10 protein-coding genes are annotated in these 14,658 nt (G+C 58.4%); 9 read left to right on the top strand and 1 reads right to left on the bottom strand.

Annotated features, from left to right (window positions below):
• Positions 1-41: 41 nt before the first annotated feature.
• From A6V37_RS03290 to A6V37_RS03265, 6 genes are all read left to right on the top strand, one after another.
• A complete protein-coding gene (locus tag A6V37_RS03290) occupies positions 42-2,378 on the top strand; it encodes a polysaccharide biosynthesis tyrosine autokinase (RefSeq protein WP_242665741.1) in 2,337 nt (778 codons plus the stop codon).
• 23 nt (positions 2,379-2,401) lie between these two features.
• The gene (locus tag A6V37_RS03285) at positions 2,402-3,517 is read left to right on the top strand and encodes a glycosyltransferase family 4 protein (protein ID WP_064266170.1); all 1,116 of its coding nucleotides are present in this window, start codon (positions 2,402-2,404) and stop codon (positions 3,515-3,517) included.
• Positions 3,518-3,520: 3 nt separating this feature from the next.
• Positions 3,521-4,981 carry a hypothetical protein gene (locus A6V37_RS03280; RefSeq protein ID WP_064266169.1) on the top strand — a complete coding sequence of 487 codons (1,461 nt, stop codon included), beginning with the start codon at positions 3,521-3,523 and terminating at the stop codon, positions 4,979-4,981.
• Positions 4,982-5,101: 120 nt separating this feature from the next.
• Positions 5,102-6,112 (top strand): glycosyltransferase family A protein, encoded by a 1,011-nt coding sequence (locus A6V37_RS03275; protein ID WP_064266168.1) that lies wholly within the window; start codon positions 5,102-5,104, stop codon positions 6,110-6,112.
• A gap of 28 nt (positions 6,113-6,140) precedes the next feature.
• Positions 6,141-7,457, top strand: a complete 1,317-nt coding sequence (locus A6V37_RS03270; RefSeq protein WP_082902608.1) for a lipopolysaccharide biosynthesis protein — start codon at positions 6,141-6,143, stop codon at positions 7,455-7,457.
• 53 nt (positions 7,458-7,510) lie between these two features.
• Complete coding sequence (locus tag A6V37_RS03265) at positions 7,511-8,701, top strand: glycosyltransferase family 4 protein (RefSeq protein WP_064266166.1); 1,191 nt, start codon at positions 7,511-7,513, stop codon at positions 8,699-8,701.
• Here the strand turns inward: A6V37_RS03265 and A6V37_RS03260 are convergent.
• Positions 8,667-9,956, bottom strand: coding sequence for an O-antigen ligase family protein (locus A6V37_RS03260; protein ID WP_082902607.1), 1,290 nt, complete (start codon positions 9,954-9,956; stop codon positions 8,667-8,669). The two genes, A6V37_RS03265 and A6V37_RS03260, sit on opposite strands and share 35 nt — an antisense overlap.
• A gap of 627 nt (positions 9,957-10,583) precedes the next feature.
• On the opposite strand from A6V37_RS03260, the gene A6V37_RS03255 reads away from it, so the two are divergent.
• The 3 genes from A6V37_RS03255 to A6V37_RS03245 all read left to right on the top strand — a co-directional run bounded on the left by A6V37_RS03255 (position 10,584) and on the right by A6V37_RS03245 (position 14,655).
• Positions 10,584-12,098: a mannose-1-phosphate guanylyltransferase/mannose-6-phosphate isomerase gene (locus tag A6V37_RS03255; RefSeq protein WP_064266165.1), complete on the top strand. Its 1,515-nt coding sequence runs from the start codon at positions 10,584-10,586 to the stop codon at positions 12,096-12,098.
• Positions 12,099-12,138: 40 nt separating this feature from the next.
• Positions 12,139-13,521: an undecaprenyl-phosphate glucose phosphotransferase gene (locus A6V37_RS03250; RefSeq protein WP_064266227.1), complete on the top strand. Its 1,383-nt coding sequence runs from the start codon at positions 12,139-12,141 to the stop codon at positions 13,519-13,521.
• A gap of 75 nt (positions 13,522-13,596) precedes the next feature.
• Positions 13,597-14,655, top strand: coding sequence for a sugar-transfer associated ATP-grasp domain-containing protein (locus A6V37_RS03245; RefSeq protein ID WP_064266164.1), 1,059 nt, complete (start codon positions 13,597-13,599; stop codon positions 14,653-14,655).
• The last annotated feature ends 3 nt before the right edge of the window (positions 14,656-14,658 follow it).

Raw genomic sequence — 14,658 nt, 5'->3', positions numbered from 1 at the left:
CGTTCGCCGTTCTGCTCATCGAATATGGAAGGATCAATCCAGTGGACTACTACCCTGCAAATTCGCTCTATCCCTCCTCTGGCACGGATCGTGGTCAGCTCAGTGCTGGCGCGATGCTTACACTGATGCGGGATCACATTTGGGAGATCGTCGGTACGGCGGTCGTCGTGCTGACCCTGGCGGTGGCTTATCTGCTCATTGCCACGCCGATATACTCAGCCGACGTGCTGTTGCGTGTCGACCCGCCAGAACCTAATGCGCTCGGTCTCGCCCTGCAGAATCAGGAGAGCCTTCCGCCGCCCGCACCACAGACGGCGACTGAAATGGCTGTGATCCGCAGCCGCGCGGTGCTCGAGCCGGTCATCCAGAAATATCGCCTGGACGTGTCAGTGACGCCGCACACGGTGCCGCTGCTGGGAGACATCGCAGCCAATTTTGCAACGCCAGGACAGCCGTCGGCGCCGTGGTTCGGACTGAAGTCGTTCGCGTGGGGCGGAGAGCACGTTCAGGTCGGATCGCTGGATGTGCCGCAGGATCTGGAGGAAGAGAAACTGACACTGATCGCTCTCGGCAATGGCGCGTACGAATTGCGGGGTCCGTCAGATCAGCTGCTTGTAAAAGGGGTAGCGGGCACAGCTGTCCGGAACAACGGCGTTTCGATGCTTGTAAAGCAGTTGGACGCGCGGCCGGGTACGAAATTTGAGGTCATTCGCTGGAACGAGATCGATGCCGTCAAGCGCTTTGGAAACCTCGTGAAGGTCGGCGACAAGACGAAAGACTCGGGCCTCATTCAAGTAGAGTACACGGACAAGAGTCGGGAGAAGGCTACCGAGATCGCCAATGCATTGGGCGATCAGTACCTTGCTTATGCAATTGCGGCCCGGCAAGCCAATGATACGACCACGCTGGCGTTCATTAATGGCGAACTCCCCCGTTTGCTCGCGGATCTCAGGAAGGCTGAGGATGCGTTGAAGCAGTTCCGTGGGTCGGCGCAGTCCATGCAGCCCACGAGCGAAGCACAAGCCTATCTCCAGGGTGGGCTGGACCTCGACAAGCAGATCGCCAGCCTGCAGATACAGCGTACGCAATTGCTGGAGCGCTACACGCCGGATAGCCGCTGGGTGCAGACAGTCGACCAGCAACTCTCGCAACTGAAGGCCGCGAAGGGGCAGTTCGACGGCCATTTCAATGGCATGCCGTCGTCCGAACGTCAGAGCGTCGATCTCCTCCGCGCGCAGAAAGTTGCGGAAACGATTTACCTCGGGATGGTTCAGAAAGCCGAGCAATTGCAGGTGCGGCGCGCGAGCACGACGGGCGGCGCGCATATCGTCGACGCCGCAGTCACGCCGCATCGTCCGGTTAAGCCAGAACCCCCGCTCGTGCTGACGGGCGGCCTGGTACTTGGGCTTCTGTCCGGCGTCATGCTGGTCTTTATGCGCCGCCACGTGATGACCGGAGTGACCGACCCGAGGTACGTGGAAAGTCGCATGAGCGTGCCAGTGTTTGGGGAGATCCTGTTCAGTCAGCAGCAATCGCTGCTCGACCGTCTCGGCGCCGTCCGTAAAGCACTGCCAGGCATGAGAGGGAGTGCCAGTCAGCCATTGTCACGCGGCGCGGACGATATCCGTAACGTTGACCGTGCTGCCGACGCGGGTGTAGCAGAGCCCGGTGTGATCGAGCACACGAAGGTTCTCGCCGCGCGATATCCGAACGACACGTCGGTCGAGGCGCTTCGTGACGTGCGCACAGCAGTGGCGCGCGATCTTGCGCACGCGCGCAACAACCTTCTGATGGTGATCGGACCGACGCCAGCCGCGGGAAAGAGCTTTGTTGCGGCGAACCTCGCGATGCTGCACGCGGAGATCGGCTCGCGCGTCCTCCTGATCGACGCCGATATGCGCCGGGGCCACCTCGCCTCGTTGTTCGGCGAAAGCAACCGTGGCGGGCTTTCCGAGGTGCTGTCGGGCCGGCTCGGTGCACGTCACGCATTACGCTCGACAGGCATCAATGGTTTGACATTCATGTCGTGCGGCGTACGGCCGGAGAACCCCGCCGCGTTGCTGATGAACCCCTATTTCAAGGATCTATTGGCGTGGCTCGCCGGCCAGTACGACATGGTGATCATCGATACGCCGCCGTTTCTCGCCGTCACTGACGCCTCCATTATCGCGAGCGAAGCGGGTTCGTCCCTGCTCGTGTTGCGCTCGGGCATGCAAGGCGAGCAGGAAATCTCGGACACCATCAAGAAGATGGAGCGCGCCGAAGGGCGCATTGCCGGTGCCGTTTTCAATGGCATCCCTGTCCTGAGAAGCACGAGAAATTACAGCTACGTGACGAACTATGCCAGCGATTTCGGCGATGCCGAAGCAACGCATTGATGGCCGTCGAACGGAGAAAACTGATGGCCTTTGCAATCAATGGAAAGTTCACCTCACAGGCGGTCACCGGCGTTCAACGCGTGGCGTATGAACTTGCCAGGGCGATGCAGATGAGCACAGCGCCTGGAGGAGAACTGGACGTCTTTGTGCCGCAGAACGTTGTTGAGCCGGGCGCACACCTTAAGCGCAAGCGGTGCTATCCATGGTTGCGCGGCACGCTTTGGGAGCAGATCACGCTGCCCATTGCTGCGAGAGGGATGACGCTTCTCAATCTGTGCAATACCAATCCGATGTTCAAGCGCGGACAGGTCGTAATGGTTCACGACATGGCGATCTACGATGTACCTCAAGGCTTCTCGCGGAAGTTCAGGCTTTGGTACCGCGTTTGCTTCGCCATGCTGCGTCGAACGAAGCCTTTGATTCTGACGGTTTCGGATTACTCGAAGAAGCGGATCTGCCATCACCTGAAGATCGATGAGTCACGTGTCGCGGTAATCACGCCCGGCGCGGATCATCTGGACCGGGTCATAGCGAATCCAGCAGTCCTCGAGCGTTTGGCTCTGGAAAGGGACTCGTATTGCGTGATCGTCGGCAGCCTCGATCCGCGAAAGAATCTGCAGCGTGTTCTGGACGCGACCGAAAAGCTTGGGCACTTGAGGGATCTGAAGTTCGTCGTTGTTGGTGGCCGCAATAAGCGTATTTTCAATAGCGAGGAAGTGGAGCAACGGGCTCATTCCAGCCAGATTGTGTGGGCGGGTTTCGTGCCGGATGGCGAGTTGAAGTCGCTGTATGAGAATGCAGCCTGCCTCGTTTTCCCATCGTTGTACGAAGGATTTGGATTGCCACCACTCGAAGCGATGTACTGCGGATGCCCGGTGATCGCTTCGTCGCGGACATCCATGCCGGAAGCGTGCGGCGATGCCGCCATGTACTGCGACGCGACGTCGGCGGACGATATCGCGGCGAAGATCTCGGAGATGATGGCTGATGCGAAGTTGCGGCAACGTTATCGAACACTGGGCGTGGTTCATGCGCGTGCGTTTCGCTGGGAGTACTCGGCGCGAAAAGTACTGCAGATCCTGTACGGCCGTGCCGGCGATCAGTTGTCGAACTTTGCACCCAGCGCGTCGACGGGCTAATCCATGTTTAGAGTGAGGCGGAGGGACAGATTCACGAGCATCGCCGGCAGACGGCGAGCGTTGCGCGCACTTGCGGCACTCGCAGGAGCGTGGACTCCACTCGCTCGTAGTAAGACAGCGCCGTCATTGACGCCCGAGTCCCGCTTTCCCGGCGGGCGTGGCCGCAGGATAGCGGAGTTGATCGGCGCGAACGGCTGGGCGGGCGCCGCCGGCGATGTTCAGATGTGGCGCGCAATGGGTATTAGCTGGGGGCGCGGTTCGGTAGGTCCTGGTCAGCCAGATGGCCCACAAGACGTTATGCGCATCGACAAGACCAGTTCCGCATTCGACAGTGACTTGCCGCCCGCATTGATCGCGAATGACCGCCATGGCATCGGCTCGCTCCTGCAACTCGGCTACACGCCGGGCTGGAATGCGAGTGTGCCTGGTGATTCCAATTCGGCGCCGGTAGACGTGGAGGCATGGGAACGCTATGTCGACGCAGTGGTTCGCACCTATTCGGCGCCGCCTTACAACCTGCGCTATTTCCAGATCTGGAATGAGGCAGCGGGCAGGTTGTCGGGCGGACTGGCTCAGGCGACCTTCTGGAATGGCCCGGACGCCGACGGAAACGTGAAGACCTCGAAACCGTACGAGCATGCCATGCAGGACTACGTCGAGCGCATTCATATTCCGGCGGCGCGCATCATTCGCAAATATCACGCGTACGTTGTCTACGGTGGCTGGCCGGATCAGGGCGGCCTCGATAACTTCAGGAAATGGCTTGAGTACAGGAGCCCGACGCTGAAGGAGCGAATGCTGGATTGGGTCGATTACATCGACACGCACTACCTCCAGGTTGCCGAGCTGGATTCGCTGTATCAGCAGTACGTCAGGAACGGACCGGCGCGGGGTGTCTGGCAAACGGAAATCGGCGACGCGTACATGAAGGATCCGCACTATTTGCCACGCTATTTTTTCGACTTCGCGGTGTGGGCGCTCGATAGAAACTGGGACGACCCGAACAAGTATCTATCGATGGTGTACCACTGGGATGGGTATGAGTCTTTCCGCCTGACGCATCGCGGTCCACCGAGGCGGACATACAACGCATCCGGGCGGAGCCTGGTCGTGCTGAACCAGATTGCGAACGGATCGTTAGCGAGCTTTTCGAAGCCGTTGCAGTTCGATTCAGGGGCTTCCGGAAGTGCCTTGCGTTCGGGCCACGACGTCGTCATGCAGGTGAGCGCCGATCCGGGTTGGCAAACCGTCAGCGTGGGGGGAATCAAGCTGCAGTCTCCACGCAATGCAAGGGTGGAGTTCGTCGACGCACTCACCGGTACGGCGAGCGCTCGCGACGATGTTGCTCTGGCGTGGCAAGACCAGGCGCTGAAGATCCGCTTCAGGGTGCCGGATCGAGTCAATGGAGCCGACAACAAACCGCCCAAGCATCTTGCCTACTTGGTGATTCGCGGCGTTGCGTAGAAAACGGAATCAATGAAGGCGAGGTTCAGCCTCAGTGGCTTGAACGCTTGCAGCATGTGTGAGTCGTTTCACCGTCGTCGAAAGGCGAATGATCGAATCTTTGGATGGCGTCGAAATATCATGAACCACGTCACTGTCGTAATCTGCAACTACAACTACGCGCAATATCTGGCCACTGCGATTGAGTCGGCGCTCGCGCAAGACTATCCGGCGACGCACGTCTTGGTGATCGACGATGGTTCGACCGACGGGTCGCGCGCGATCATCGAGAAGTTCGGCACACGCGTCTCGTCGCTGCTCAAGGATAACGGTGGCCAGGTTTCCGCCTATAACCAGGCGATCGAGATACTTGATACGGAATATGTGATTTTTCTCGATTCCGACGATGTCCTGTATCCAGGTGCCGTCTCAGAAGTGATGCGGTTCTTCGCAGCCGGTGACTGTGCAAAGGTCCAGTTTCGCCTCGACGTCATGGACGGCACGGGCGCGCCTACAGGTGCCTATGTGCCCCACAACGAACCGCCCGCGGATTGCAGAAAGCTGTTGCTGGGCGGCTGGCTGTATCCGTCGCCGCCTGCCTCGGGCAATGCCTACAGCGTGAGCGCGCTTAGACGCATTTTTCCGGTACCGGAAGCGGACATCAATCGTTACGGCGCGGACTTCTACGCGATCTACGGTGTGGCGCTGGTAGGCCGTGTCGCTGCGGTTGGACAGTCGTTGGGAGGCTATCGCGTACACAACGCGGGAGGTGCGACGGTGGCGTTCGCGAACTCCGAGCAACTCAATAGAGCGCCCGAAGCTGTCAACCAGCGATGGGCAATACTGCGGAACATCGCGAGAGCCCGGCTCCAGGTGGAGCTTTCGCCAACGTTCCACGACTTTGCACTCGAGAAGGCTCGCTTCTGTTCGGGTGTGTATCGGGCGACGCTCATCGAACGGTGGCGGTGGATGATGCGGGATTCCAGTCACTATCTACACACCATCGTGGCGAATCCATTCTGGAGCCTCAAGAAGAAACTCGGCACGCTTGTGCTTTCAAGCATGTGTCTTGTCCCTTACTCGCCACTTTCTGACTTTGTGGTGCGTTATATCGCCAACCCGCTTGCCCGCCGTCGCGTGGCTGGGCGCTGAAGTTCAGCACGCGTACACGGAGGACTGCATGGATAGAAAAAAGAGCGTTCGGATTGTCGGATTTGTCTACGCCGGCTATTTGATGAGGTACGTGTACCTCATCATCGTGGTGCCGTTCTACGGCAGGATGCTCGGTGTGGCCGGCTACGGACGCGTGCTGGCGTCGATGTCGCTGATGAACGTGATATGGATGCTCGTCAACTACGGCTTTAGCCCTGTTGGTATGCGCGACGTGTCGAAAGCGCAATCGGTGGAGGAGTGCAACGACATTTTCTCGCTGCATGTGAGCGCGCGCATCGTGCATGGCCTGGTGGGCGGCTGCATCGGCCTGATTGCTACGATGTGTTCACCGGTCCTGTCCCAACGCCCGCTGATCGGCGTGCTGGCTACGCTGCTGGGCATCGTCTCCGGCATGAACCTCGGTTGGATGTTCCAGGGGCGTCACCAGTTTCGAACTCCTATTGTCATTGAGGTGTTCGGTTTTCTCCTGAGCCTCGTGCTGGTGCTGACCCTCGTAAAAGGACCCGATGACGCGGTATGGGTACTTGCGAGCCTGCTGGTTGCAGGAGTGGCGTCCTCGGTCATCTCTTACGGTCTGACGATCTATCAACTGGGTTGGCCGCGTCTCAGGTTGGCAGGCATCGTTCCGCTCGTGCGCAACTCGACGATGCTTTTCCTTTACTCGTCCGGCTCGGTCGTATTCACGGCGTCGTCCACCTATCTGTTGACCCTATTGTCCACGCCCGAACAGGTCGGCTATTTCGGCGCGGCTGAGCGCTTTGCGACGATCGCGCTCGCGCTGATGGGGCCGGCCGCTCAGGTGTTCATTCCCACCATCACGCGGCAGCTCGCACAGGGCGACGTGCAGGGTGCGCACCAAACGACCCGGCACGGCGCGGCCCTGCTGATGGCGTACGGACTGCTGATTTTCTGCGGTGCGATGGCGCTGTCGCCTTTCGTGCTGCCCTTGATCCTTGGCGCCGCGTTTGAACCCAGCGCGCACGTTCTGCAGATTTTTGCGTGGATGTTTCCGTTCGCGGCGTTTAACGAGTTCGTGGCGGGTTACGTATTCGTGCCGCGCAAGAAGGATCGCCAGCTGGCCGTCGTGGGCATCGCCTCGGGCCTGATCAATCTCGTCGCAGCGCTCATTCTTGCGCCTCGATACGGCGCCACGGGAATTGCACTAGCCCGGGTGATTGGCGAGGCGATGTTATCGGTCATGCTGATGGGCGTCGTGATTCGGCTCGAACTGATTAGCCTCGTGCCGGGAGGCACGCGAGCGCTGGGCATGGTCCGGGTGGCATGCGGGCTGCGGCCTGAGACACGTTCTGCAAAGGGCGAGTGAACCGGATGGTGGAAGAAGAAGGATGTCAGCTTTAAATCTCACGGGAGGTCGAAGTGAAGGTCGCTATTGTTCACGATTGGCTGGTGGTTTCGGGTGGCGCGGAGAAGGTACTGAAAAATATCATCGAATGTTTCCCGAAAGCGGACATCTTCTCGGTGGTCGATTTTCTGGAGGACCGTGACTGTGTGAAGGGGAAATCCGTCAAAACCTCCTTTATTCAAAAGTTGCCTTTGGCGCGCAAGCGCTACCGTGCATACCTGCCGCTGATGCCGCTCGCGATCGAACAAGTCGATCTGTCCGGCTACGATCTGGTGATTTCCAGTTCGCACGCGGTTGCGAAGGGTGTGCTTACCGGACCGAACCAGGTCCACATCAGTTATGTCCATTCCCCCATTCGCTATGCGTGGGACCTGCAGCATCAATATCTCAACGAAGCCCATCTGAACACCGGTATCAAGTCCCTCATGGCGCGCGTGCTGCTTCACTACATTCGTGGATGGGACTCGCGCTCGGCCAATGGCGTGGACCACCTTCTGGCGAATTCGCAGTTCATCGCCCGGCGGATCAGAAAGACCTATCAGCGTGACGCAACGGTCATTTACCCACCCGTCGATCTGGCAAACATGTCGATGTGCGTGCAGAAAGACAACTACTACGTAACGGCGTCGCGCATGGTGCCGTACAAACGCATCGATCTGATCGTACGGGCTTTTTCACAGACGCCTGAGCGCCGGCTCGTGGTGATTGGCGATGGTCCCGAGATGAAGAAGATCAAGGCTGTGGCGGGCGAGAACGTGACACTCCTGGGTCATCAGCCGTTCGATGCGCTGATCGATCATTTGCGGCGTGCTCGTGCGTTTGTGTTTGCCGCGGAGGAGGATTTCGGTATCTCCGTCGTCGAAGCTCAGGCATGCGGAACGCCGGTCATTGCATTCGGCAGAGGCGGTGCGCTTGAGTCCGTTGTCGGACTGCCGCTTGAGCGGCCAACTGGTGTGTTCTTTGGTGAACAGACGCCGGAATCTTTGCTGGCCGCGGTAAGCCGGTTTGAGCGCAATGTCGGCTTGTTCGACCCCCGCGCATGCCGTAGAAACGCGGAGCGCTTCTCCTCGGAGAATTTCCGCGCCGCGCTCACGGACTTTGTCGACTCGCGGCTTCCCTATGGCGGCCTCGAACACTTCCTTCCTTATCCTGCCATGGGTCCGCTACGCGTTAACCAGCGTCACCCCGCTGACGTCGAGTCATGAGCGGAAATGCGCCGGCGGATCCATTGTTTGCCCCTCGCTGGAGATAATCGATTGCGGCGGCGTTGACCGACCGCGCTGCCAGCAGCAGGGAGATGACGAGAGCAAGGATCAGCACATTCGATGGCGACACCAGGCGATGTTCGGTCGCGGCCATGACCAGCAGGCAAACCGACGAAATCTCAACGAACCTGAACGCGGCGAAGTTCTGTCCGCCGCCAAATAGCGCAGCGGCGGCTGCGCCGTGTTTGCTCCATTCAATCAGCCTCCAGTAGAAGAGCAGCATGAGGGCAAGACCGGTTACACCGAGCTCCGCAAGGAAGTTCAGGTAAGAATTGTGGGCATGCGAGTCGCTGTGCTCGATGATCATGTCCGAAGGGATGCCCAGCAGATTGAAGTAGGAAGTCACGCTGCCGATGTGATCGTCGAACGAGCCGAAACCGAGGCCCACGACCGGGCTCTGCTGGAAGTACGCAAGGGCCCGCGGCCATAGCCATTCATAGCGGATGTCCAGATTGGCGACTTTGGCGTTCTGATTCTCGATGGTGAAGGGATAGCCCATATAGTCCACTCTCGGATCCGTATGGTAGATCGCCATCGCGATGGAGCCCAGCAGAAGGCAGGCGATCAGGGTCGCCAGTATCCACCGCTTGCGGCCGAAGTAGAGGTAGGGCAGGACGACAAGCGTGCCCAGCAGTGAGCCTCGGCTATAGGTGGAAAACAGCATGAGCGCATTGACGACGAGCAGGGCCAGCAGCAACTTGCTGCGCCTCTGCAGATAGCATGCGACCCCCAAACAGAACAGCATGGCGAAGAAGCCACCTGCCGCATTGCGCGCGATGAAATAGCTGCCGAAACTGTCGTCGGCATGCGCGAAGATGCTGAATAGGCCGTTGTGGATGATGTAATACGCGTAGGGCGGCAGGTTGATCAGCACCGCGAACACAAAGAACGTGCGAAGAACTTTATTCAGATCCCAGCGGTGCGTGTACAGGCAACCGGCAAAAATGGGCGCATAGGAGATGAAATAATTGCCGTCGCGCCGATAGAAATCAAATTCCAGGAACGAGCCGGGATCGTAGAGCAGCGTTGAAATCACCACAAAAACGGTGAACGCGGCAAGCGGCGTCATAAACGTGGGGTAGGTGCGTCCAAAAAATCGCCACGGAAGAAAGACGAGAGGGACCAACCCAGCCGCACTCACTGGCACCAGATTGGTGACCGTCAGGAATAGTGCGAATAGAGATATATAAGCCATTGCGGCTCCAGATAAGCGGATGGCGCACAGTTTGTTGAAGAACTTTCCACGCTCGCAGGGGGAACATGGAACTGAACGCCAAAAACCAGCATATTACGGACAACAGAAGAAAATGATGCTTTGTTTTTCGAAGCAAAGCATCAACTCGGTCACGTGAAAGGTACCACGGTTATTGGTGAATCTCCAACCTGCTTATCTCATCAAGCCTCGAAATCACGCCTGTTTAGTTCGCTTGAGAAAAGGAACTCTAACGATCAGAGCCAAAACATCAACGGTTCGCGCCAGAAATGCTGTGGTGCAACGTAGTCGTGACTATGATGGAGATCATCAAGTACTGCTCTGTGGCACCAGCTTGCCGGTAGAACGTCGATGCGCGTCGTTGCTGTTGAACATGATGCCGCTGCGATCGAACCGCGATGCTGTCCACGCTTTGCGCGTCGAGCTTGATGGGTGGCACGGCGCGTGCACCTAAGTCACCGTGAACTGAATGGCGGGCTTTGCCCGCCTGACACGGTTGTCCTGTCATTGATCACACAAGAAGCCGACGGCGCAATTGAAAGTGCAATGCATTGTGCACGGACGTGAGTTTTTTGTTCGCCGCCTGGATTCAATGTAAAGGAGCTTTAAATGAGCAAGGTTACGGTAGTTGCTGACCAGACGGATAACGAAGTGGCGGATCAGGTTGTCGCGGACTATCCCCCACTCGTGCAGGTGATACTTGCAGGCGGATCGGGTACTCGCCTGTGGCCGGTGTCGCGCGAGCAGTTTCCGAAACAGCTGATCGACGTAATCGGCAACCAGACATTGCTACAGGCCACCATGGGACGCATGGCGGGCTTCAGCACGACATGGGAGATCGCGGCGGATCCTCTCATCGTATGCGGGGCGGAGCATTACTTCGCGACCTACGAGCAGGCTCGCGAAATTGGGGTGAATGCTCGCATCATCGTCGAGCCCGCTCGTCGTGACACTGCGCCCGCGCTCACGCTTGCCGCGCTCGCTGCATGCGAGGATGGGCAGGATGCCATCCTGGTTGCCATGCCCGCGGACCACGCGATTGCGAATCTCGAGGCGCTTCATCGGTCGATCGAAATTGCGGCACGTCATGCGTTGAAGGGCGAGATCGCCACGCTGGGCATTCCACCCGATCACGCCGACACGGGATTCGGTTATATCCGCCTGGGTGAGGCGTTTCCGGATGGCGCGCGTCGCATGGAGCGTTTTGTCGAGAAGCCTGCCGCGGAACTCGCCGCGCAATATGTCAGTTCCGGCAACTACTGGTGGAACAGCGGCATGTTCGTGATTCGTTCGTCCGTCTGGCTCGCCGTGATCGAGCGGTTCCAGCCGGAGATGCACGCTGCGTGTGTCGAAGCATATCGAGGCGCCAAGAAAACGGATGAATGCGTCATTCCCGAGGCCGCGGATTTCCTTCGTTCGCCATCCGATTCGATCGATTACGCGGTGATGGAGCAGGTAGGAAAGCCCGATCCGCCATTCAGCGCCATCGTCGTACCGCTTGAAGCGGGTTGGTCGGATCTCGGGTCGTGGGATGCGGTCTGGCAGGCGATGGAAAAGGACGAGTGCGGCAATGCTTCGAACGGGCGCGTATTGTTCGAAGGCGCAACCGCCACTTACGCACGCTCGCAGGGGGGCCGGCTGGTTGCCTGTGTCGGCACGAACAACACGATCGTGGTCGATACCGACGATGCCGTGCTGGTGGTCGACCGTTCGCACGTGCAGGACATCAAGGGACTGGTTTCGCGCATCAAGCGCGAGAAGTCGCCGGAAGCCGACGCGCATAGAAAAGTCCGCAGGCCGTGGGGTTTCTACGATTCGATCGATCATGGTGACCGCTTTCAGGTGAAGCGAATCGTCGTGATGCCAGGCGCGCGCCTGTCATTGCAGATGCACCACCACCGCGCGGAGCATTGGGTCGTCGTGAGCGGCACAGCCATGGTCACGCGTGGGGAAGAGCAATTCCTTCTCGGTGAAAACGAGTCGACCTACATTCCGCTCGGCATACGTCACCGGCTGGAAAATCCTGGCTGCGTTCCGCTTCAGATTATCGAGGTTCAGTCGGGAACGTATCTCGGCGAAGACGACATCGTCAGATTTGACGATCAGTACGGACGTTGCGGCTAAATCAGCGCCGGTTAACCGGTGCATGCTCCAGGGGGCTGCGATGCGATTGATTACGGGCCTGATGGCAAGACTGTTCGACGTGACGATGATCCTGGCTGGCGCACTCGTGGCCTCCAGGATTCGCTTCGACGATGCTTCTCAACGGGGGTTCTATTTTGCGTTCGTGGCTTTCGCCGCAGCGTTTTCGTTGGCTGTGTTTCCGGCAGTCGGCGTGTACGAATCCTGGCGCGGACGATCCAAAAGGGTGTTGACGGGGCAAGTCGCCCTCGGCTGGCTGATCGTACAGGCTTGTGCGATGGCACTGATGTTCTCGCTGCATCGTATCGACTTCGTTTCGCGTCTCTGGTTTGTATATTGGACAGGTATTTCCGGCGGGTTGATGATTGCCTGCCGCATGGCCACGCACGTGTTGCTCGGCCGGGCGCGTAACGCTGGCCTGAATTTGCAGCGGGTGGCCATGGCGGCGTGCGGAGACCATTGCGATGAGATCATTCGCAAGATGGAGATGAATCCGGCCGCCGGCTTTCGCCCCAACGCGCTGTATAAGGTGCGGTCCGATACCACGGCTGTTCCCACGGCAGCGGTGCGTGTCTTCGATGAGCATGCAAGCTTTGCCCGTTACGTTCGTGAACAGCACATTGGCGAAGTGTGGCTCGCGCTGCCGCTAACCGAGGAGCGCACGATACTCAAGCTGGTCAACGAGTTTCGCAATGATCTGATCAACATACGCTTTATGCCCGACGTGCGTACGCTGGCTCTGTTTGAAGGAAGTGTCACGGACCTGCTGGGTGTACCGGCCATCAATTTAGCGGCGTCGCCGTTGCCGCCCAATGCATTGGTGCAGAAGGAATTGTTTGACCGTCTTTTTGCACTTGGCGCTTTGATCGCGGTATCGCCTGTCATGCTGGCTTGCGCGATTGCTGTCAAGCTGAGCTCACCCGGACCGGTATTTTTCAAGCAGCGCCGCAAAGGCGCGGATGGGCGCGTCTTCACGATCTACAAGTATCGCACCATGCGTCTGCATGAACAGCAGCACGGCGTGCTCGAGCAGGCGACACGCGGCGACCGGCGTATCACCAAAGTGGGAGGATTCCTTCGCCGCACGAGCCTTGATGAACTGCCGCAGTTCTTCAACGTGCTGCGCGGCGACATGTCGGTGGTGGGACCTCGGCCTCATGCGCTTGAGCACGACGATCTCTATCAGAACATTGTCTCCGGCTACATTCATCGTTACCGCATCAAGCCTGGCATTACCGGGTGGGCGCAGATCAACGGCTTTCGTGGCGAGACCGATCGCATCGAGAAGATGGAGGGCCGTGTCGCGCATGATCTCTATTACCTCAGGAACTGGTCATTCAGACTCGACGTAAAAATCATATTAGCGACCGTATTCAAGGGGCTGCATCATCCTAACGCTTACTAAGCTTAGATCGAGGCCTCAGTATTACGGTACAGCGAGCAGCGCATTGGAATCTGCTGCCATAGTCGCAGGGTGGAGATGATGTCATTCGATGTTGAGCGCGCGGTCAGGCGGTCGCTAAAAAGGGCGGGACAATTCAAGTTTCACCGGGATCATCGCGCCCAGGCCGGGCGAGTCCTTCAATGTCTGGAGAAGAAGAACGGCAAGGCCGATCCGGAGAACTTGAAGCTGGCCGATACCTACGCGCGCGATGTGTTCGGAAGCGCTATCTACGCGCCGTGGCTTCGCGTCTATACGGTGTTCAGTGGAACGTTCAAGGAAGGCTGGATCCCGGACAACTACTACGGGAGCGTGGTAGTGCCGAGCATGAAGGGGTCTTACGGCAAGTTGTCCGACCTGAAGTCGATGTCGCGGCTGATCTTCGGCAGCGATGCGTTTCCGGATATCGCCTATTTTGCCAATGGCCTGTTTTTCACGGACGAACGCATCGTGATTCCAGCGCGTGAGTTCGAGAGCTTCGTGTTTGGGCAGTGCGACAGAATCGTATTCAAGCTGGACGGCTCGGGGCAGGGCAAGGGCGTCCACATCTTTGATAAAGGGAATTTCGACCGCGAAACCATCAGATCGCTTGGCAACGGAGTGATTCAAAAATTCATCGCGCAGCACCACGCGTTCGATGCTTTTGCTTCAAAACCGGTAGCCACGCTGCGCTTTACGACGGTCGTTGACGACGCCGGCCGTATCTCTATCCGGGCCTGCTTTTTTCGGCTGGGACGAGCGAACGATACCCACGTTCAGAGCGATCACGATATCTGTGTGCCGGTTGATCTGACTACCGGTGAACTGGCTCGTCAGGGTTATATGAATGACTGGGGTGCGACCGAGATGCATCCCGATTCCGGAGTCCGCTTCTCCGGCGTGAAAATCCCCGCATTTTCTCAATGTGTTGCGATGGTGCTCGACCTGCACCAGAAGATTCCTTTCGCACGATGCATAGGATGGGATGTGACCGTCGACGCGGATGAAAACGTTCAGGTCATGGAATGGAACGGCGAACACAATGACGTGAAGTTCAGTGAAGCCACGCAAGGTCCCTGCTTTTCAGATCTGAAGTGGGAGCGGCTACGCGTGATATAGGGA

Source organism: Paraburkholderia ginsengiterrae, from assembly GCF_001645125.1.
Classification (GTDB): Bacteria; Pseudomonadota; Gammaproteobacteria; order Burkholderiales; family Burkholderiaceae; genus Paraburkholderia; species Paraburkholderia ginsengiterrae.
Note: the sequence above shows the minus strand (reverse complement) of the source record. Positions and strands in the feature narration are given on the sequence as shown.